Below are 20,449 nucleotides of genomic sequence, written 5' to 3'. Positions count from 1 at the left end.
ACGTCAACCAGCTCGTTCCCTTCAAGTACAAGTGGGCCTGGGACAAGTACCTCGCCACCTGCGCCAACCACTGGATGCCGCAGGAAGTGAACATGAGCCGCGACATCGCGCTGTGGAAAGACCCGAATGGTCTGACCGAAGACGAGCGCCGCATCGTCAAGCGCAACCTCGGTTTCTTCGTCACCGCCGATTCGCTGGCCGCCAACAACATCGTGCTGGGCACCTACCGCCACATCACGGCACCCGAGTGCCGCCAGTTCCTGCTGCGCCAGGCGTTCGAGGAAGCGATCCACACCCACGCCTACCAGTACATCGTCGAGTCGCTCGGCCTGGACGAGAGCGAGATCTTCAACGCCTACAACGAAGTCCAGTCGATCCGCGACAAGGACGAGTTCCTGATCCCCTTCATCGAGGCGATCATGGACCCGCACTTCAAGACCGGCACGCCCGAGACCGACCAGACGCTGCTGAAATCGCTGATCGTGTTCGCGTGCCTGATGGAAGGGCTGTTCTTCTACGTCGGCTTCACGCAGATCCTCGCCCTGGGTCGCCAGAACAAGATGACGGGCGCGGCCGAGCAGTACCAGTACATCCTGCGCGACGAGTCGATGCACTGCAACTTCGGCATCGACCTGATCAACGCGCTGAAGATGGAGAACCCGCACCTGTGGACTGCGGAGTTCAAGGCTGAAATCGTCGTGCTGTTCCAGAAGGCGGTCGAGCTGGAGTACGCCTACGCCGAAGACACCATGCCGCGTGGCGTGCTGGGCATGAACGCGGCGATGTTCAAGGGCTACCTGCGCTACATCGCCAACCGGCGCGCGGTGCAGATCGGTCTCGACGAGCTGTTCCCCGGAGAGGAAAACCCCTTCCCGTGGATGAGCGAGATGATCGACCTGAAGAAAGAGCGCAATTTTTTCGAAACCCGCGTGATCGAGTATCAGACGGGTGGGGCGCTGTCCTGGGACTGATGGGTCCGCCCGGGGCTGCGCCTTCTCTTGTTCAAACGTGCAAACTCATCTAGGAGAACTGTGATGGCAACAACAAAGAAGACGGCTGCGGCTCCCGCCAAGCCTGCAAAGAAGGCCGCGAAGGCCGCTGCACCGGTTGAAACGGTGGTCGTCGTGGCGGCCCCGGCTCCTGCACCTGCTGCCCCTGTGAAGAAGGCTGCAGCGCCGAAGAAGGCTGCCGCCAAGAAGGCGGCCGTGGTCGAAGCCGCAGCGCCGGCCCCCGCTCCTGCTCCTGCTCCGGTGGCGGCACCTGCTGCCCCGGTCAAGAAGGCTGCGGCGAAGAAGCCCGCGCTCAAGAAGGCGGCACCAGCGCCTGCCCCGGAACCTGTGCCCGCTCCGGTCGAGGCGCCGGCTCCGGCCCCGGTGGTCAAGAAGGCTGCGGCCAAGAAGAAGGCGGCTGCACCTGTTGCCGCTGCAGCACCAGCCCCCGTGCCCGCACCGGCGCCGGCGCCGGTGGCCGCCCCTGCCGCTCCGGCGAAGAAGGCTGCGAAGAAGGCTGCCGCGGCAGCGCCTGCACCCGCTGCCGCTCCTGTCGAAGCTCCGGCACCTGCCGCGAAGCCGGCCAAGAAGGCGGCGGCCAAGAAGGCTGTCGCAGCGCCCATTCCCGCGCCCGCGCCGGCGCCCCAGCCCAAGCCTGCGCTGAAGAAGGCTGGCGGCAAGAAGGCGGTGCCGGCCTCGGCGTCGTCCTCGACCGCCAAGACCACGCTTGCCCCGCAGGCCGCCTGGCCGTTCCCGACGGGCGAGAAGCCCTGAGGAACCTGCGCGTCAGCGTCCTGCGCTGACGTGTCAGGTCATCGAAAGCCCGGTTCGCGCCGGGCTTTTTTCATGTGCGGGCCTCGCAAGCTGTCAAGACGCGCTTTGCGAGTCGCCGTCGATCGGCAGGATCTGGCCCGAGATCGAGCGCCCGGCGTCCGAGGCCAGGAAGACCGCCAGTGCCGCGATGTCCTGCGGCGCCACCATGCGCTTGATCGATTGGTTGGCCAGCGCCGCGGTGCGCTCCTCGGCGACGCTGCGCCCACTGGCCGCGGCCCGACCTTCCAGCACCCGTTCGATGCGCGGACCTTCGACCGCACCAGGCAGGACCGCGTTGACGCGGATGCCGAACTCGCCGAGTTCGCGCGACAGCGTCTTCGTGAAGCCGATCAGTCCCCACTTGGTGGTCGCGTAGGGGCTGCGGTTCGGATAACCGAAGCGCCCGGCGAGCGAAGACATCACCAGGATCACGCCGGCCGGCGAGCGCTTCAGGTGCGGGATCGCATGGCGCGTGACGTTGAAGGTGCCAGTGAGGTTGACGCGCAGCACCGATTCCCAGGCGTCGGGGTCCATCTGCTCGACGCTCGCCGTCGGCCCCGAGATGCCGGCGTTGTTGACCAGCACGTCGAGTCCGCCGAGCGCCACCGCGGCCTCGGCGACCATGCGCTCGACGCTGGCGCGGTCGCCGATGTCGCATGCCGAGGTCGTCACGCCAGGCACCGAGGCGCGCAACGTGGCCAATGCGGCGGTGTCCAGATCGCAGACATGCACCTTCGCCCCCGCAGCCGCAAACGCCTGCACGATCGCGCGGCCAATCCCGGCGGCACCGGCGGTGACCAGGACTCGCTTGACTGCGCTCATGGGGCCTCCGGCTGGTTCAACTGCGCCGCCAAGTCGATGAAAAACGCCAGGCTGGCGGGATTGGCCATGGCCTCCGCACTCGCCACCTTCTCGCGCGGCATGCCGAGCAGCAGCTTGCGCACCGGGACTTCCATCTTCTTGCCGGTGAGCGTGCGCGGAATCTCGGCCACCTCAAACACCTCGTTGGGCACATGCCGCGCCGAGGCCTTGCTGCGGATCTCCTGCGCGATGCGGTTTTTCAGCGCCGCGTCGAGCACGCAGCCGGGCTTCAACACCACGAACAGCGGCATGAACGATGCGCGGCCGAGGAATTCCAGATCGACCACCAGGCTGTCGCGCACCTCGGGCATCTCCTCGACGACGCGGTAGATCTCGGCCGTGCCCATGCGGATGCCGAAGCGGTTGATCGTGCTGTCGGAGCGGCCGTAGATGATGGCCGTGCCGCGCGGCGTGAAGCGAATCCAGTCGCCGTGGCGCCAGACACCCTCGAAGGTCTCGAAATAGCTTTCGCGGTAGCGCCGGCCTTCCGGGTCGCCCCAGAAGTACAGCGGCATCGACGGCATGGGCTTCGTGATGACGAGTTCACCCACCTCATCGACCACCGGTTGGCCAGCATCGTTGAACGCACAGGCCGCGACACCCAGCTCCGTGCATTGAATCTCGCCAGCAGTGACCGGCAAGGTCGGGGCGCAGGCGACGAAGCCGGATGCGATGTCGGTGCCGCCGCTGATCGAGGCCAGCCACAGGTCGGGCTTGACCGCGTCGTACACCCAGCGGTAGGCCTCGATCGGCAGCGGCGAGCCGGTCGAGTAGACCGCCCGCAGGCGGTTCATCGGCGCGAAGTCGCGTGGGCGCAGGCCGTCCTTCATCGCGTTGATCAGGAACGCGGCGCCGCAGCCGAACGAGGTGACGCGGTGTTCGTCCATGAAGCGCCACAGTGCCTGTCCGTCGGGCCAGGCCGGGTTGCCGTCATAAAGCACGATGGTTGCACCGGTCAGCAAGGCCCCAAGCTGCAGGTTCCAGACGATCCAGCCGGTGCCGCCGAGGAAGAGCATGCGGTCGCCGGGCCGCACGTCCTGCTGCAAACCCAGCGTCTTCAGGTGCGTGAGCACGATGCCGCCGTGTCCATGCACCATGGCTTTGGGCATGCCGGTGGTGCCGGAGGAATAGACGATCCACAGCGGGTGGCTGAAGGGCAGGCGATCAAAGACGAGTTCGGCCGGCGCGGCGATGGCCTCGGCCCAAGGGAGGCCGTCGCGCCATTCGATCGGTCGTTGGCCGGACAGCGGGCCTGGCACATGCACCACCGCCTTCACGCTCGGCAACTCGCGCAACAACGCATCGACCACGCCCGCGCGGTCCTGCGTCTTGCCGTTGTAGGTGGTGCTGTCGGTGGCCAGCAGCAGCTTGGGTTCGATCTGGCGCAGGCGGTCGAGCACGACGGTGGCGCCCATGTCGGGTGCGCAGCTTGACCAGACGGCGCCGATGCTGGCACACGCCAGGAATGCGACGACGGTCTCGACGCGGTTGGGCAGGTAGGAAGCCACGCGATCGCCGGCCACCAGCCCCAGGGCGCGCATCTTCGCCGCCAGCGCGCCGGTGTCGCGCTGCAGTTCGGCCCACGACACTTCGCGTGTCGGCGTGTCTTCGCTGCGGGCAATCAGCGCGGGGGTGTCGGCTTGCGCATGCCGGAACACATGCTCGGCATAGTTCAGCCGTGCATTCGGATACCAGCTCGCGCCGGGCATCGCGTGCGACGCCAGCACCGGCTCGCGCGAGCCTTCGGCTTGCAGGTCGAAGAAGTCCCAGATGGTTTGCCAGAACGTGGCAACGTCGCTCACCGACCATTGCCACAGCGCCGCGTAGTCATCGAAGCGCAATCCGCGCTCGCGCGACAACCAGTGCTGGTAGGCCGCCAGTTGCGTCGCCTCGGTCTGCGCCGGCGTGGGCCGCCACAGGATGTCGCCTTCTCCGGCCACGAGTTGGATGTCCATGTCTGTCTCCTTGGGCATGGTGGCGAACTTAGTCTTCCGACGAGAAGCCCGAGGCATTGACCACCGGACCCCAGCGTTCGAGTTCGCTCTTGACGAGCTTGCCGAACTCGGCCTGCGACTCGCCACCCACGTCGAATGATGCCTTCTCCAGCCCTTCGATCACCGGCTTGGACTTCAGTGCCGTGCGGATCGCGGCGTTGAGCCTGGTCACGATCTCGACCGGCGTCTTGGCCGGCACGAAGACACCGAAGTACTCGTCGGCCGCCACGTCCTTGAAGCCGCTTTCGGCCATCGTCGGCACGTTGGGCAGGAACTTCGAGCGCTTGGCGCCGCTGACCGCCAGGATGCGCAGCTTGCCGGACAGGTGGTGCTGCAACACCTCGGGCAGCACGTTCACGCCCGACTGCACCTGACCGCCGAGCAGATCGCTCACCAGCGGCGCGCCACCCTTGAACGGGATGTGATTGAGCGACACGCCGCCGGCGCGGCTGAGCATCACGCCGACGAAGTGTGGCGTGGCCCCGGCGGCCGGCGAGCCGTAGTTGGCGTCCTTCGGATTGGCCTTGGCCCAGGCCATGTAGTCGGCCACGGTCTTCACGCTGGTGGGCACGGCCGAGCTGACGGACAGAGCAAAGGTCACGGTGGCCACCGAACTCACCGGCGTGAAATCGGCCAGCGTGTCATAGCCGAGCTTCTTGTACACATGCGGGTAGATCGTCAGGATCGACGCCGGCGTGAGCAGGATCTGCGTGCCATCGGCGTCGCCCGCCTTCACGGCCTGCGCGCCAAGGCGGCCGCCGGCACCGGCCTTGTTCTCGACGATCACCGTCGGCGCGTAGGTGCCGCGCAACTGCTCGGCCAGCAGGCGGGCGACGGTGTCGGCAGCGCCACCGGCCGGGAAGCCGACGACGATCTTGGCGGTCTTGTCGATGGTGGTCTGTGCCTGTGCAAAGGGTGACGAGGCGGCGGCGGCCAAGGCAGCGGCGGCAATGAGTTGGCGGCGGTTCAGCATGGTGGGAGTCTCCGGCGGATGTGGGGGCGCGATGGAGTGCATCATTCGGCGCAACTCGGATCGTCACCGTCGGTTCGACGACAGTTCGAGTCGGGGTAACTACTCGGAGGACCGCCAATGACCCGCGCCTTGCGGACGCCGTCCGCGTCGATCAGCGTCGATGAACTGCTGTCGCAGTCGCCTTGGTGGGCGGCCATCGGCGAGGCGGCGCAGCAGCAACTGCGCCGCGACATCGGCGTGCGTGCCATCGCTGCGGGTGCCAGCCTTGGCCACCACGGCGAGACGCAGCACCACTGGTACGGTGTGCTGGAGGGCTTGCTCAAATGGTCGATCAATGCGGCCGACGGCCGCACCGTGACGCTGGGCGGCCAGTCGGTGGGCAGTTGGTTCGGCGAGGGCACCTTGCTGCGCGGCCAGCCACGCCGGGCCGATCTGGTGGCGCTGCGGGCGAGCCGCGTGGCGACGATGCCGTTCGAGACCTTCGACTGGCTGCGCCGCACGCAGCCGGCGTTCAACGAATTCCTGCTGCAGCAGATCAACGAGCGGCTGCACTGGTTCATGGGCAACTTCGCCGCGCACCGGCTGCTGGACGCGGATCGGCTGGTCGCCCGTGCGCTGCTCGGCTTGGTGCATCCGCTGCTGAACCCCCGCGGCGAGTGCTGCCTGACGATCTCGCAGGAGGAGTTGGCCAACCTCGCGACCGTCTCGCGCCAGCGCTGCAACGAGAGTCTGGTCGCGATGAAGCGCAATGGCCTGCTGCAACTGGACTACGGGGCGGTGAGGGTGCTGGACCTCGCCGCTTTGCAGCAACTGGCCGATTGACCGCTCCGTGCTCGATGCCCGATGTTGGATGCCTGATCAGGTCACTGGCAGGTGTAGCTGCTGGCCAGTTTCACCGAACCCGTGCCGTTCCAGGTGGTCTTCTTCGGGTACACGCACACGGGATAGCTGACGCTGCCATCGCGGGACGTGATCAGCATGTCCTCGGGCGCCACGCCGCGTTCCACCCAGTCCTGCAGCGCGCTGAACATCTGGTCCTGTGCGCGGGTCGGGGTCTGGTTGGCGTTGCCGGGCAGCATCGGCATCGGGACCGTGTTGTTCTGGCCGCTGACGGTGTGCGCCCGGCCCTGCGAGCTGTGGGCCATGCCGGGCACCATGTACATGCGCAGGAACTTCTGCACCTCGGCATGGCCGCCCATCCGGGCCTGCACGCGGTCGAGGTAGTGGATGGCGGTGGCCGGCGGAATGGCGTCGTCGGCCAGGCCGTTGTACATCACCACCTTGCGCCCGAGGTCGCGCAGCTTGCGCAGGTCCGGGTTGTCGGTGGCGAGGTGGCCGAAGAGTTCCTGCTGTGCCACACCCCGGTCCACGGCCTCGGCCAGCCCGGCGTAGCCGAGCTGCGTCCAGCGGTTGCGCTCGGGGGTCGAGGTGTTGAGGATCGGTGCGGCACGGGTCACGCTGGCGTCGGCGGCGTAGCGCACGTCCTGCAGCGCCGTGGCCACGTTGTCGGTGCCGGCTCCGGTGGCCAGACCGCCGATGCCGGTGCCGCGGGTGAAGGTCCACCAGAGCTGGCCGTCTCCGAGCGCCAGCCCGCTGCGGGCGGCGGCGGACTGGTTGGCGTCGAATCGGCCGTCGCGGGTCGCGCCATACCAGATCTTGTTGATGGCATCGGCCTCCGGGCGGCTCAGGCACACGGCCGGGTCGGCACCGCTGCCGGTCACGCCATCCCCCGCGACCCCGGCACACAGCGCCGCCGCGTCACGGGCCGGGTTGTAGCTGCAACTGAAGGGATCGAGCAGGAAACCCAGCTTCGCCTGATCGCACTGGGCGACGGCGCGGGCCGTGGTCTCGTTGAGCTTCTTGGCGAAGGCGGTGGCCCGTGGCTTGTCGGTGGCGTTGTAGCCCAGGTCGGTTTTCATGACCACCTGGGCATACAGCCCGGTGGGGCCGAAGCTGGGGATGCTGATCGCGGGCTGGGCGATCATGTAGCCGTCGTACAGCTCGGGGTACTCCTGCGCCACCTTCAGGCCCTGGCGCCCGCCCTGCGAGTGGCCGTCGTAATAGGCGAACTGCTGGGTGCGGCCGTAGTAGAGCTTGACCAGCGCCTTCGTCTTGACCGCCTGCTCGACCATCGCGCGCCAGGAGAAGTCGCGGAAGCCTTCGCGGTTGATCTGGCCGTTGGAGAGGAAGGTGAACGAGCCGTCCTGCGACCAGGGCTGGCCGGCGTCGGTGGTGCCGACGGCATAGCCCAGGTTGGCGTTGACGAGGGCGGGCACCTTGCTGCCGATCTGGTCGGGGACACGGTGGCCGCCGCCGACCCAGCCGCCGCCGCCGTAGTTGCGGATGCGGTCGTTCCACTGCGCCGGGGCGGGTAGCCACACCTCGATGCCGATGCCTTCCGAGTACGAGCGGGCGGTCTTGTCCTTCTCGGCAGTGAAGCCGGGGCCGACCAGCAGCTTGACCAGGCACAGGTCCACGGCCGCGGTGATCGGCGCGGGGGAATCGACGGCGATCAGCTTCTCGCCCTTCTTGACCGCGCGCACCGACACCACGGTGGTCAGCGCGTCGGGCTTGAACGCGGTCTTCAGGCCGTCGTCGCAGCCAGGGGGCGGCATCACCACGGCCGGCAGGTCGGGTTTTGTGGTGCCGCAGGCGGACAGCAGCGCCGCGGTGGCCACGGTCATGGCAGCGCCCAGGAGCGGGCGGAGGGTCGTGTGGGTCATGGGTTGTCTCCTTGTTCTCAGGTATCGACTCAGGTGTCGGCTCAGGTGATGCGGTACAGATCCAGCCGGACGAGGTGGGCGTCCCGCGCACCGCAGGCCAGCGCCAGCACCTTGTTCAGATGCTGCCACGCCGGTGCCGACGTGCCGAAGCGGACGACGGTGCGGAAGTACATCGCGTCCCGCTCCACCGGCTCGCCATGGGCCAACTGCGCCAGCACCTCGGGCGAGCCATGCCGCAGCCCCTCGCTGCGCACCTCGATCAGTGCGCCGTCGTCGGTGCGGATCACGTAATGCGCGGCGATCTCGATCACGCCGTCGCTGCGCAGGATCTGCCAATCGACGCCGCCTTCCGCGATCTCGCCGTTCAGCTCCGGCCCGCTGACCCGGCCGCCCCGCAGCGGTACATAGCGCCGCTCGCCGGTCGGCAGGGCGCCCAGGCTGATGACGCTGGCGACTTCGCACGCGATGCGCGCCATCGGCACAAGCGGCGGCGCAGGGGGAAAGACATGGTCCATGGGTCGGCTCCGGGCGCGGCATCAGGCCATCCCCTATGGACAGCTCCACCGCAGCCGCGATCATCGCCCGTTCTGGCACCGCCGCTGCGGCGGTGCACCACCTTCGCCGAGAGTTACCCGCATGAACGCCTCTTCACACCACCGTCCCCGCCGCCGCGTGCTGGCTGCTGCTACTGCCTTGCTGGTGGCGATGCTGCCGCTGTCCGGGCAGGCCCAGACCGCCTTCCCCGACAAGCCGGTGAAGCTGACCGTCGGTTTCCCCCCAGGCACCGGGCCGGATGTCGTGGCCCGGCTGCTGGCGCAGAAGCTCGGTGAGTTGCTCAAGCAGCAGGTCGTGGTGGACAACAAGGCCGGCGCCGGGGGCCAGATCGCCGCGCAGTCGGTCGCCAAGAGCGCACCCGATGGCTACAACCTGCTGCTCGGCGAAGTCGGCTCCATCGCCATCGCGCCGCCCGCGTTCAGCAAGCTGCCTTACGACCCGGCGCGCGAGCTGGTCGGGCTGAGCGAGGTGGTGCGGGCGGATTTCCTGCTCGTCGTGCCCGCCACGTCGCCGCACAAGACGGTGGCCGATCTGGTCAAGGCGAGCAAGGCGCGGGGCGACAAGACCAACATGGGGACGTTCGGGGCGGGCACGCCGGGGCATTTCGGCGCCGAGCTGTTCGCGGACGCGGCCGGCTTCAAGATCGAGCCGATCCACTACCGCGCCACGGGCGATGCCGTGACGGCGATCGTGGCGGGTGACGTGGCCGGCGCCTTCGTCTCGACCGCGCTTGGTGCTGCGCAGATCAAGGGCGGCAAGATGCGTGCCCTCGCCACCACGGCGGCGCAACGCTCGGCGCTGCTGCCCGAGGTGCCGACCTTCGCGGAAGCCGGGATGCCGTCGATCGACTTCTCGGCGTGGTTCGCGGTGTTCACGCCGGCCGGGACACCTGCCGCCGTGCTGGACCAGCTCAACCGCCAGATCGTCGCCGCTGTGCAGGCGCCGGAGACCCGCACCAAGCTGCAGGAGGCCGGCTTCAGCGTGCTGGGCACCTCCCGCGCCGACACCGAGCGGATGCTCAAGGCCGAGGCCACGCGCTGGGCGGCGGCCGTCAAGGCAACCGGGTTCAAGGGCGACTGAAACCACGGACGCGCCCGGCGGGAGGCACCAGGTTCAGAACAGCGCCCGGTACTCCCGCAATACCCGCTCGCTGTCCACGTCCACGCACACCGCCTGATCACGCAGGCCGTTCCAGTGCGGCGACGGATCGGGCCGGCCGGGCAGGCGCTGGACGGTCTGCCCGCAGGCGATGCCGTCGGTGACGACGCGCACCGGGCCGTGGCGCAGCGTGAACAGGCCCGGGTCGAGCGCGCAGGCCACCGCGCTGGCGTCGTGGCTGTAGATGCCACCGCCCGTGCGCGGTTCGTAGAAACGCTCGTAGAAGCGCGTGATGTCGCGCAGGTAGCGGCCATGCTCGCCGCCCTCGCGGCCGATCTCGTCGAGGTAGGCCGTGGACATGCGGACCTGGTGCGTCACGTCCAGGCCAACGAAGGTGACGGGCCAGTCTGCCGTGGCCACGAGGTCGGCGGCGTGCGGGTCGCCGTGGATGTTGGCTTCGGCGACGGGGGACATGTTGCCGCCGTGGCCGAGCGTGCCGAACGCGCCGCCCATCAGCACCACGCCGCGCACATGGCGGGGCAGCTCCGGGTCGAGCTGCAGTGCGTGGGCGAGGTTGGTCAGCGGGCCGACCGGCACCAGCACCAGCTCGCCCGAGTGGCGGCGGGCCATCTCGATGATGAACAGGGCGGCGGCGCGGCCATCCAGCGTGTCGTGTCCGGACGAGGCCGGGGCGGTGCCGACATCGCCCAGCCCGTCCCGGCCATGCACGAAGTCCGCATAGCCCTCGGAAGGCTTGACCAGCGCCCGCGCCGCGCCCCGCGCCACCGGCACATGCGACAGCCCGAAACGTTCGCGCAGCGCCAGCGCGTTGCGGGTCGTGGTGTCCACCGGAGCGTTGCCGAACACGGTGGTGATGCCGACCAGTTCGGCGCGGGGGTCGCGGGCGAGCAGGTACAGCGCCATCGCGTCGTCGATGCCGGGGTCGGTGTCGAAGAGGATCTTGGTCATGGGGGAACTCCGCTTCAGGGCGCGGGCGCGAAGGCATCGACCTCCGCACGGGTGGGCATGGCAGACTGCGTGCCAAGCCGCGACACGGCCAGCGCGGCGGCGGTCTGGGCGCGGGCGAAGGTGGCGGCGAGCGGGGCACCCTCGGCCAGACCTGCGGCCAAGGTGCCGACGAAGGTGTCGCCTGCGCCGGTCGTGTCCACCGCGGTGACGCGGGGGGCGGGCAGAGCGAGCGTGCCGTCCGGGCCGGCGTGGTGCATGCCGGCGGCACCGAGCGTGACCACCACCTGCGCCGGGCCGCGCCGCCGCAGCGCCTGCGCGGCCTGTTCGACCTCGGCGGGCGTGTCCACCGGCAGGCCGCTCAGCATGGCCGCCTCGACCTCGTTGACCACCAGCCAGTCCACGTCGGCCAGCAGTGCATCGTCCAGCGGCTGGGCCGGCGCGGCGTTGAGCAGCGTGGTCACGCCAGCCTCGCGGGCGATCCGCAGCGCCCGGCGCACGCTGTCGAGCGGGCATTCGAGCTGCACCACGACGAGGCGGGCTTGCCGGAGCCGGTGGGCCTGGGCCTCGACGCGGGCGGGCGTGAGCGCGTGGTTGGCACCGGGCACGACGACGATGCTGTTCTCGCCGTCCGGCATCAGGAAGATGGCACCGATGCCGCTGGCCTGCACCTCGTCCACGACCAGCGCCTCGACCGCCACGCCCGCCTCGCGCAGCGACCGCGCCAAGGCATCGCCATGGGCGTCATGACCGATGCAACCGAGCATCGCCACGGCCACGCCCATGCGGGCCGCCGCCACCGCCTGGTTGGCGCCCTTGCCCCCGCTGTCGGTGCTGAAGCTGCTGCCGAGCAGGGTTTCGCCCGGTACAGGCAGGCGTGGCGTGCGCACCTTCAGGTCCATGTTCAGACTACCAACCACGACGACGGTGCAAGGGTGGGGCATGGCGGGTTCCTCGGTTCAGGCGAAGGGCCAGGGGCCGTAGTGCTGCTCGAACTGCGCACGGATCTCGGCGCGGCTCGGGCGGTGGTTCTGGCAGCCCTGGACGGCGATCTTGATCGAACCCAGCACGCTGCCGAGCTGCGCGCCCTGCAGCAGTGGTTGGCCTTCCGCCAGCGCCAGCAGCAGGCCAGCGCGGTAGGCGTCGCCGCAGCCGGTCGGGTCTTTCAACGCCGTGGCCGGCACCGGGGCGACGGCGTGGACCTCGCCGCGCTGGTAGACGTTCGAGCCTTCGCCGCCGCGGGTGACGATCAGCGTCTCGACGCGCTCGGCCAGTGCCGTCAGCGTCAACCCGGTCTTGTCGCAGATCAGCTCGGCCTCGTAGTCGTTGCAGACCAGCACCGGCGCCTGGTCGATCATCGCCAGCAATTGCTCGCCGTTGAACAGCAGGATGTTCTGGCCCGGATCGAGCACGAAGGGCAGGCCCGCCTCAGCCATCTCGCGGGTGTGCAGCACCATCGCGTCCGGCGCATCCGGTCCGACGAGTCCGCAGGTGACGGCGCCGGCCTGCGCCAGCGGGATCTCGGCCGAGCGGCCCATCGCGCCGGGATGGAAGCCCGCGATCTGGTTGTTCGACAGGTCCGTGACGATGAAGCACTGCGCGGTGTAGGTGTCCGGCGCCGCAACGATGCAGCTCTGGTCCACGCCCGTGCGCACGTTGTGCTCACGGTAGGGACCAAAGTCGTCGCCGACCATGCCCATCGGCACGGCCTCGCCGCCGAGCAGCGCGTAGTTGTAGGCGATGTTGCCCGCGCAGCCGCCGTACTCGCGGCGCATCTTCGGCGACAGGAAGGACAGGTTGATCTTGTGGATCTGGTCCGGGAGGATGTGGTCGGTGAACTGGCCCTCGAAGACCATGATGGTGTCGTAGGCGATGGAGGCGGCGATGGCGGCGCGGGTGGTCATGGGCGTGGGCGCAAGGGTTCAGTGGCAGGCGGCGGCGAGAATAACCGAGCCTGCTGCGACCGGCGCCTCGCCCAGCGTGACGAATCGATGCACGTGTGCCACCGCGTCGTCGGCGTCGGCTTCCGTGGCGGCATGGACGATCGCCAGCGGCTCGCCCGCCTCGCGCCGGTCGCCGATCTGGCACACCTCGCTCAGCCCAACCCGCGGGTCGATCACATCCCCCGCCGTGCGCCGCCCGCCGCCGAGCGTCACCACCAGCATCCCCAGTTCACGCACCGCCATCGACTGCACCCAGCCCGCGTGCGGCGCCGGCACGATCCGCTGCACCGGCGCCTTGGGCAAGCGGCTGCGGCTACCGACATCGGCCGGGCCACCTTGGGCGTGGACCATGCGCTCGAACCGCTCCAATGCCTCGCCGCTGCGCAGGGCGCGATCGACCCGCGCTTCGGCGTCGGCCATGTCACCCGCCAGCCCGCCCAGCACCAGCAGCTCGGCGCAGAGCGTGCGCGTCAGCGTGTGCAGCCGCACGTCGCGCCGCGTGCCGCGCAGGTAGTCGAGGGCTTCCTGTACCTCCAGCGCATTGCCCGCCGTGTGGCCGAGCACCTGATTCATGTCGGTGATGATGGCCCGCGTCGGCAGCCCCGCGCCCTCGGCCACGCGCACGAGGCTCAGCGCGAGTTCGCGGGCGTGCTCGGGTGTCGAGGCGAAGGCGCCGTCGCCGGTCTTCACGTCCATCACCAGCGCCTGCAGCCCGGCGGCGAGCTTCTTGGACAGGATGCTGGCGGTGATCAGCGCGGTGGATTCGACCGTCGCGGTCACGTCGCGGATCGCGTAGAGCCGCCGGTCGGCCGGTGCCACGGTGGGCGAGGCGCCGACGATGGCGCAGCCGGCCGTGCGCAGCGTGGCGACCAGTTCGTCGCGGGTGAGCTGCGTGCGGTAGCCGGGCAGGCTTTCGAGCTTGTCCAGCGTGCCGCCCGTGTGCCCGAGGCCGCGCCCCGACACCATCGGCACCCAGCCGCCACAGGCTGCCACGATCGGCGCCAGCATCAGGCTCACCTTGTCGCCGACGCCGCCGGTCGAGTGCTTGTCGAGGATCGGCGGGTGGTCGCCGAGGCCATCGTCCAGGTTGTGCCAGCGCAGCACGTCGCCGCTGCGGGTCATCGCCTGGGTGAGCGCGACGGTTTCGGCGGCGTCCATGCCACGCAGCACGACGGCCATCGCCAGCGCGGACGCCTGCGCGTCGCTCCAGCCGCCGGTGACGAGGCCGTCCACGAAGGCGTTGATCTGCACGGCGGTCAGCGGGTGGCCGTCGCGTTTGGTGCGGATGATTTCCTGGGGGAGCATGGGCGAAGTCAGTAGATGCTGCCGGTCGGTGCGCTGCTGTTGCCGGACAGGATCGCCTCGATGTCCGCATACAAACTGCTCGCCCCGATGCGGAACCGCTGCGGATTCAGCGCCCCGGCGCCGAGGTGCTGCGTCACCAGCGCCAAATAAGGCTGCACGTCCGCCACCGTGCGCAGCCCGCCCGACGGTTTCAGCCCGACACGCTCGCGTGCCTGCGGATCGCTGGCGATGGCGGCCAGCATCGCCTCGGCGGCGCTCAGGCTGGCGTGGCGCGTGGTCTTGCCGGTGCTCGTCTTGAGGAAGTCGGCGCCTTCGGCCAGCGCGATCCGGCAGGCGCGGGTGATCAGCGCCGTGTCGCCGGTGGCACCGAGTTCGCCCGATTCGAGGATCACCTTCAGCGTCAGTCCCTCGCATGCCCGCCGCACAGCGCGCACCACCGCCGATGCTGCAGCGTCATCCCCAGCCTGCAGCGCCCACCACGGCAGCACCACGTCCACCTCCTGCGCGCCCGCCTGCACGATCTCGCCGGCATCCCGCACGGCGCGTTGAACGTCCGTGCCGCCGTCCGGAAAGTTGGCGACGGCCGCCACGCCGATGTGCGTCGGCAACTGCGCACGGGCGAACGCCGCCAGCCGCGGCCAGACGCACACGGCGGCGACCGGCCCGATTGGCGCCTGCGCACGCTCGCACAGGCGGGCGATGTCGGCCTCGGTGTCGGCGTCGTTGAGGCTGGTGAGGTCGAGACAGGCCAGCGACAGGCGGGCGGCTTCGGTGGGCGTCATGGCGGTCATGGCAGTGGGAGTGTCGCGAGGATAGACGCCAGCAGATCGCCCGCCGTGTCCGCCGCGGCCTGCGCCTGGGCCAGCGTGTGGGCGTGGCTGAGCTGTTCGTTCGACAAGCCGGCGGCCATGTTCGTCAGCAGCGACAGCGCCAGCACGCGCATCCCGGCGTGGCGGGCGATGATCGTCTCGGGCACGGTGCTCATGCCGACCGCGTCGGCGCCGAAGCCTTGCATCATGCGGATCTCGGCGGGTGTCTCGAACTGCGGCCCGAGGAACCAGGCGAACACGCCTTCGTGCAGCGGTGTGCCCAGCGAGTGCGCGACGGCCTGCGCGTGCCGGCGCAGCGCGGGGTCGTAGGCATAGCCCATGCTGACGAAGCGTTCCGATCCCGGCTCGCCGACCAGCGGCGAACGCTGCGACAGGTTCAGGTGGTCGCTGATCGCCATCAGGCTGCCGGGTGGCATCAAAGGGCGCAGGCTGCCGGCCGCGTTGGTCTGCACCAGCACCTCGCAGCCCAGCGCCCGCAGCGTGCGCAGCGGGGTCTTCATGCCGTCCGCCTCGCCCGTCTCGTAGACATGCTTGCGCCCGCTCATCACCGCGAGCTGGTGTGCCCCGAGCCGGCCGAGCCACAGCGCGCCGTCGTGGCCCGCCACCGTCGAGACGGGGAAGCCGGGCAGCTCGGCATACGGGATGCGCTCGGCGTCCTGCAGCCGCGCCGTCAGCCCGCCCCAGCCGGAGCCGAGCACGACGGCGATGCGGGGCGGCTGATCGGCGCAGCGGGTACGGAGTCGGTCGAGGGAGGTGTCGGTCATGTCGGGGTCACGGATGCGGGGAAAGGTGGTCCGGGCCGAAGCTGTGCGGCAGCAGGTCATCGAGGGTGAACCGGGCCAGTGCCCGCTGCGGATCGGCGATCAGGATCGGCAGGTCCGCCGCGCCGAACTCGCGCAGCTTCTGCCGGCAACCGCCGCACGGCGTCACCAGCGCACCGCCCGCGTCGCCCAGCACGACCACCGCTCGCAACCGCTTTCCACCCGCCAGCACCATCGCCGACAGCGCACCGGCTTCGGCGCAGACGCCCTGTGGATAAGCGGCGTTCTCCACGTTGCAGCCCGCGTGCAGCCGGCCGTGTTCGTCGAGCACTGCGGCGCCGACCAGGAAGCGCGAGTAGGGCGCGTGCGCCTGCAACCGTGCGGCACGGGCGGCGTCCATCAGCGCGTTCCACGGGAAGTCGTTCAGTTCCAGTGGGTTCAACGGGTTCGGCGCCATGTTCAATGCTCCTTCAGATACGCCCGCCCCAGCGCCCGCGGCGCCACCGACTTGCCGATGAACCCCGCCAGCAGCACGACGGTCAGCAGGTACGGCAGCGCCTGCACCGCCTGCACCGGCACCTCGCCAACCATCGGCAGGCTCACCCCCTGCAGCCGGATCGCGATGGCGTCCAGCGCCCCGAACAGCAGACACGCCCACAGCGCCTTCACCGGGTGCCACTGCCCGAAGATCATCGCGGCCAGCGCCATGAAGCCGCGTCCTGCGGTCATGTTCGGCACGAACGAGGCGTTCTGCGCCAGCACGAGGTAGGCGCCGGCCAGCCCGCAGAGCATCCCGTTGAGCGTCAGCGCCGCATAGCGCAGCCGCGTCACCGACACGCCAGCCGCGTCCACCATCGCCGGGTTCTCGCCGACCGCCCGCAGGCGCAGGCCGAAGCGCGTGCGGTAGACCATCCACCAGACGGCCGGCACCAGCGCGAGCGCCAGGTACACCAGCGCGTTGTGGCCGAACAGCGGTGAATCGGCCATCGACGGGAACACCGCCCGGATGCGCACCGCGTCGCTGACGGGCGGCGTCTGTCCACCTTGCTTGAACCACGCGATGCCGAGCACGGCGGTCAGCCCGGCGGCGATGATGTTGATCGCCACGCCCGACACCACCTGATCGCCCTGGTGGCTGACACAGGCCAGCCCGTGCAGCCACGACAGCACGATCGCCACGCCCATCGCTGCCAACAGCGCCACCGCCGTCGAGCCGCTCCACACGCCGACCGTGCCCGCGGCGAAGGCGGCGAAGAGCATCTTCCCCTCCAGCCCGATGTCGATCACCCCGGCCCGCTCGGACAGCAACCCGGCCAGCGCACACAGGATCAGCGGCGCCGCAACCCGCAGCGTGGAGGCGACCAGCGCCCCGATCAGCGCCTCATCCATGGGCGGCTCCCTGCTTCTGCACCATCCGGCCGAAGAGCAACCGCGCCACCCGAGGCGCGATCACATACGCCATCGCGCCCGAGAACAGCACGATGAAGCCCTGCAGCGTCACCACCATCTCGCGGCTGAAGCCCGAGACCTCGAACGCCACCTCGGCCCCGCCCTGGAACAGCGCCCCGAACAGCAGGCTCGCCAGCAGGATGCCGACCGGGTGGTTGCGCCCCATCAGCGCGACCGCGATGCCGGTGAAGCCCGCGCCGCCGACGAAGTCGAGCTGCAGCCGCCCGGCCACGCCCGCGATCTCGTTCATGCCGACCAGTCCGGCCAGCGCGCCCGACAGGCCCATCGCGACCAGCACCTGGTGCTTCGGCTCGATGCCGGCATACGCGGCGGCCCCTTCGCTGGAGCCGACCGCCCGCAGCCGATACCCCGCCCGGCTGCGCCACAGGAACAGGTAGACCGCGCCCGCCGCCAGCAGCGCCAGCACCACGCTCAGGTTCAGCGGCGACGACGGCCACGCGATGCCCAGCGCACCCAGCAGTTCGTGCATGGCCGGCAGCTTGGCCGACGCGGCAAACGACTGGCTCTCGACCGACATCGACCCCGGCGGCTTGAGCTTGTTCACCAGCAGGTAGACCAGGAGGCTGCTGGCGAGGAAGTTGAACATGATGGTGGTGATGACGACGTGGCTGCCGCGGTACGCCTGCAGGTAGGCCGGCACCGCCGCCCACACCATCCCGAACAGCGCCCCGCCCACCAGCATCAGCGGCAGCACGACCACCGCCGGCAGGTGCGGCCCGAGCCACAGCGCCACCAGCCCGGTGCCCAGCCCGCCGAGGATGGCCTGCCCCTCGCCGCCGATGTTGAACAGCCCGCCGTGGAAGGCGACCGCGACCGCCAGCCCGGTGAAGGTGAAGGTCGTCGCGTAATACAGCGTGTAGCTCAGCCCGCGCGGCGTGCCAAACGCGCCGCGGATCAGCACCGACAGCACCTCCCACGGACTCTGCCCGACCAGCGCCACCACCACGCCCGCTGCGATCAGGGCGACCAGCAGGTTGATCGCCGGCATCAGCGCGACATCCGCCCAGCGCGGCAACGGTGCATTGGCACTTCGACTCGCGCTCATGCCGCCGCTCCTTCGACCATCAGCATCCCCAGCCGTGCCTCGGTGCAGTCGGCGATCGGCAGCTCCCCCGTCACCCGCCCCTGGTTCATCACGAGCACCCGGTCGGCCAGCGCCAGGATCTCGTCCAGCTCGCTCGACACCACCAGCACCGCGCAGCCCGCGTCCCGCATCGCCCGCAGCCGGCCGTGGATGAACTCGATCGCGCCGATGTCCACGCCGCGGGTCGGCTGGCCGACGAGCAGGATCTTCGGTGCCTGACCGAGTTCGCGGGCCAGCACGAGCTTCTGCTGGTTGCCGCCCGAGAACTTGCCGCTGACCAGTTGCGGGTCACGCGGGCGCACGTCGAACTTGTCCATCATCTGCGCGGTGGCGAGCTTCATCGCGGCGCGGCGCATCCAGCCGCCCTGGCTGTAGCCGGGCAAGCCTTCGTAGCCCAGCACGGCGGACTCCCACGCCTCGAAGCCCATCACCATCGCCCGGGCGTAGCGGTCCTCGGGCACATGGGCGATGCCGAGCGTGCGGGCGGTGCGTGGATCGAGCCATTTGGGTGCGGCAAACCGGCGCTCGCCGACCTGCAGCGTGCCGCCATCCGACGCCCGCAGCCCGGACAGCAGCTCCAGCACCTCGCTCTGCCCGTTGCCCGACACGCCGGCCACGCCGACGATCTCGCCCGCGTGGAGGTCCAGCGAAAACTCCCGCAGCCGCACCACGCCCAGCTTGTCGCGCAAGCCCAGCCCACGCGCCTGCACCAGCACCGCGCCACGCTTCACCGCGCTGTCCACCTGCCGCCCCATCGCCACCTTGCGCCCGACCATCGCCTCGGCCAGCGACTCGACGCTCGCGTCGGCGATCTCGCAGTCGTGCACGACCTGCCCGGCGCGCATCACGGTGACGCGGTCGCACAACCGCATCACTTCCTTGAGCTTGTGCGTGATCAGGATGATCGTCGTGCCCGCCTCGCGCAGCCGGGCGAGCACCTCGAACAACTGCAGCGTCTCCTGCGGCGTCAGCACGGCAGTCGGCTCGTCGAGGATCAGCACGCGGGCGCCGCGGTACAGCGCCTTCAGGATCTCCAGCCGCTGCTGGTCGCCCACCGGCAGGTCGCCGACCAGGGCGTCGAGGTTCACGTTCAGGCCCGTGCGCTGCATCAGCCCGCGCAGCCGCTCGCGCACCTGGCCTTCCGCCTTGTGCAGCAGCGCGTGCGGCTCGGCGCCGAGCATCACGTTGTCCAGCGCACTGAGCGTGTCCACGAGCATGAAGTGCTGGTGGACCATGCCGATGCCGCGGGCGATGGCGTCCTGCGCGTTGCGGATCGTCGCCGGCTCGCCGAAGACCTCGATCGACCCGGCATCGGCGGTGTAGAAGCCGTAGAGGATCGACATCAGCGTGCTCTTGCCGGCGCCGTTCTCGCCGACTAGGCCGTGGACTGAGCCGGTCTGCACGGTGAGGGCCACATCCTGGTTCGCCGCGACCGCCCCGAAGCGTTTGCAGACACCGGCCATGCGCACGGCGATGGCGGCGGATGTGGCGGGGACGGTCATTTGCAGGCGTTGGCCGCCATGTAATCGACCACCTTGAGCTTGCCGCTGACGATGTCCGCCTTGGCCGCATCGACCTTGGCCTTCATGTCGGCGCTGACCAGCTTGGCGTTGTGCTCGTCCACCGCGTAGTCCACGCCGCCTTCGGCCAGACCCAGCGACGCGATGCCCGGCGTGTGGTTCTTCGCCACGTTGTAGACGGCGACATCGACGCGCTTGAGCATCGAGGTCAGCATCGTGCCGGGCTGCAGGTGGTTCTGGTTGCTGTCCACGCCGATCGCCAGCTTGCCCGCGTCCTTGGCCGCCTGGTAGACGCCGATGCCGGTGCCGCCCGCCGCCGCGAAGACGACATCCGCGCCCTTGGCGAACTGCGCCTTGGTCAGCTCGCCACCGCGGGCCGGGTCGTTCCAGGCCGCGCCGGTCGTGCCGGTCATGTTGGCGAAGGTTTCCACCTTCGGATTGGCGAACTTGGCGCCTTGCTCGTAGCCGCACTGGAACTTGCGGATCAGCGGGATGTCCATGCCGCCGACGAAGCCGACCTTGCCGGTCTTGCTCGCCTGCGCGGCCATCATGCCGACGAGGAAG

Annotated in this window: 20 protein-coding genes; 4 read left to right on the top strand and 16 right to left on the bottom strand. The window is 69.7% G+C overall.

Going from position 1 to position 20,449, the window contains the following annotated elements:
• Positions 1-971: ribonucleotide-diphosphate reductase subunit beta (locus QZW52_RS13330; RefSeq protein WP_293999671.1), on the top strand; the 971-nt coding region annotated here is incomplete at its 5' end.
• Positions 972-1,034: 63 nt separating this feature from the next.
• Positions 1,035-1,763, top strand: a complete 729-nt coding sequence (locus QZW52_RS13325) for a histone H1 (RefSeq protein WP_293999668.1) — start codon at positions 1,035-1,037, stop codon at positions 1,761-1,763.
• A gap of 93 nt (positions 1,764-1,856) precedes the next feature.
• Here the strand turns inward: QZW52_RS13325 and QZW52_RS13320 are convergent, their stop codons facing one another.
• From QZW52_RS13320 to QZW52_RS13310, 3 genes are read right to left on the bottom strand one after another with little or no spacing between them, the layout of a single operon-like run.
• Positions 1,857-2,624, bottom strand: coding sequence for an SDR family oxidoreductase (locus tag QZW52_RS13320; protein ID WP_293999666.1), 768 nt, complete (start codon positions 2,622-2,624; stop codon positions 1,857-1,859).
• Positions 2,621-4,618 carry an acetoacetate--CoA ligase gene (locus tag QZW52_RS13315; RefSeq protein WP_293999663.1) on the bottom strand — a complete coding sequence of 666 codons (1,998 nt, stop codon included), beginning with the start codon at positions 4,616-4,618 and terminating at the stop codon, positions 2,621-2,623. The genes QZW52_RS13320 and QZW52_RS13315 overlap by 4 nt, the downstream gene beginning before the upstream one ends.
• 28 nt (positions 4,619-4,646) lie before the next feature.
• Positions 4,647-5,630, bottom strand: a complete 984-nt coding sequence (locus QZW52_RS13310; protein WP_293999660.1) for a Bug family tripartite tricarboxylate transporter substrate binding protein — start codon at positions 5,628-5,630, stop codon at positions 4,647-4,649.
• A 117-nt stretch (positions 5,631-5,747) separates the two neighbouring features.
• Here QZW52_RS13310 and QZW52_RS13305 point away from each other — a divergent pair, with 117 nt between their 5' ends.
• Complete coding sequence (locus QZW52_RS13305) at positions 5,748-6,452, top strand: Crp/Fnr family transcriptional regulator (RefSeq protein ID WP_293999657.1); 705 nt, start codon at positions 5,748-5,750, stop codon at positions 6,450-6,452.
• Between the two features lie 41 nt (positions 6,453-6,493).
• On the opposite strand, the gene QZW52_RS13300 is transcribed toward QZW52_RS13305, so the two are convergent.
• The gene (locus QZW52_RS13300) at positions 6,494-8,353 is read right to left on the bottom strand and encodes a tannase/feruloyl esterase family alpha/beta hydrolase (protein WP_293999655.1); all 1,860 of its coding nucleotides are present in this window, start codon (positions 8,351-8,353) and stop codon (positions 6,494-6,496) included.
• 41 nt (positions 8,354-8,394) lie between these two features.
• Positions 8,395-8,868, bottom strand: coding sequence for a DUF3237 domain-containing protein (locus QZW52_RS13295; RefSeq protein ID WP_293999654.1), 474 nt, complete (start codon positions 8,866-8,868; stop codon positions 8,395-8,397).
• 121 nt (positions 8,869-8,989) lie between these two features.
• Here QZW52_RS13295 and QZW52_RS13290 point away from each other — a divergent pair, with 121 nt between their 5' ends.
• On the top strand, positions 8,990-9,988 hold the full coding sequence (locus tag QZW52_RS13290) for a Bug family tripartite tricarboxylate transporter substrate binding protein (protein ID WP_293999653.1): 999 nt from the start codon (positions 8,990-8,992) through the stop codon (positions 9,986-9,988).
• A 33-nt stretch (positions 9,989-10,021) separates the two neighbouring features.
• Here QZW52_RS13290 and QZW52_RS13285 read toward each other — a convergent pair whose 3' ends face one another.
• The 11 genes from QZW52_RS13285 to QZW52_RS13235 form a co-directional block, all read right to left on the bottom strand.
• Entirely contained in the window at positions 10,022-10,975 is a 954-nt protein-coding gene (locus QZW52_RS13285; protein ID WP_293999652.1) for a nucleoside hydrolase, read from the bottom strand.
• A 14-nt stretch (positions 10,976-10,989) separates the two neighbouring features.
• Complete coding sequence (rbsK, locus tag QZW52_RS13280; RefSeq protein ID WP_293999650.1) at positions 10,990-11,916, bottom strand: ribokinase; 927 nt, start codon at positions 11,914-11,916, stop codon at positions 10,990-10,992.
• Between the two features lie 15 nt (positions 11,917-11,931).
• Positions 11,932-12,876, bottom strand: coding sequence for a carbohydrate kinase family protein (locus tag QZW52_RS13275; RefSeq protein WP_293999648.1), 945 nt, complete (start codon positions 12,874-12,876; stop codon positions 11,932-11,934).
• 18 nt (positions 12,877-12,894) lie between these two features.
• Positions 12,895-14,220: a thymidine phosphorylase gene (gene deoA / locus QZW52_RS13270; RefSeq protein WP_293999646.1), complete on the bottom strand. Its 1,326-nt coding sequence runs from the start codon at positions 14,218-14,220 to the stop codon at positions 12,895-12,897.
• Positions 14,221-14,228: 8 nt separating this feature from the next.
• The gene (gene deoC, locus QZW52_RS13265; protein ID WP_293999644.1) at positions 14,229-15,011 is read right to left on the bottom strand and encodes a deoxyribose-phosphate aldolase; all 783 of its coding nucleotides are present in this window, start codon (positions 15,009-15,011) and stop codon (positions 14,229-14,231) included.
• Positions 15,008-15,814, bottom strand: a complete 807-nt coding sequence (locus QZW52_RS13260) for a purine-nucleoside phosphorylase (RefSeq protein ID WP_293999642.1) — start codon at positions 15,812-15,814, stop codon at positions 15,008-15,010. Before QZW52_RS13260 ends, deoC begins: the two co-directional genes overlap by 4 nt.
• A gap of 7 nt (positions 15,815-15,821) precedes the next feature.
• A complete protein-coding gene (locus tag QZW52_RS13255; RefSeq protein WP_293999639.1) occupies positions 15,822-16,268 on the bottom strand; it encodes a cytidine deaminase in 447 nt (148 codons plus the stop codon).
• A gap of 2 nt (positions 16,269-16,270) precedes the next feature.
• Positions 16,271-17,200, bottom strand: a complete 930-nt coding sequence (locus tag QZW52_RS13250) for an ABC transporter permease (protein WP_293999636.1) — start codon at positions 17,198-17,200, stop codon at positions 16,271-16,273.
• Positions 17,193-18,326: an ABC transporter permease gene (locus tag QZW52_RS13245; RefSeq protein ID WP_293999633.1), complete on the bottom strand. Its 1,134-nt coding sequence runs from the start codon at positions 18,324-18,326 to the stop codon at positions 17,193-17,195. Before QZW52_RS13245 ends, QZW52_RS13250 begins: the two co-directional genes overlap by 8 nt.
• Complete coding sequence (locus QZW52_RS13240) at positions 18,323-19,867, bottom strand: ABC transporter ATP-binding protein (protein ID WP_293999630.1); 1,545 nt, start codon at positions 19,865-19,867, stop codon at positions 18,323-18,325. The genes QZW52_RS13245 and QZW52_RS13240 overlap by 4 nt, the downstream gene beginning before the upstream one ends.
• Positions 19,864-20,449 (bottom strand): BMP family lipoprotein (locus QZW52_RS13235; RefSeq protein WP_293999627.1); only part of this gene is annotated, 586 nt, incomplete at its 5' end. The genes QZW52_RS13235 and QZW52_RS13240, both read right to left, overlap by 4 nt.

It is taken from the genome of Sphaerotilus sp., from assembly GCF_013299175.1.
Classification (GTDB): Bacteria; Pseudomonadota; Gammaproteobacteria; order Burkholderiales; family Burkholderiaceae_C; genus Sphaerotilus.
This window is presented reverse-complemented; position numbering and strand designations above follow the sequence as displayed.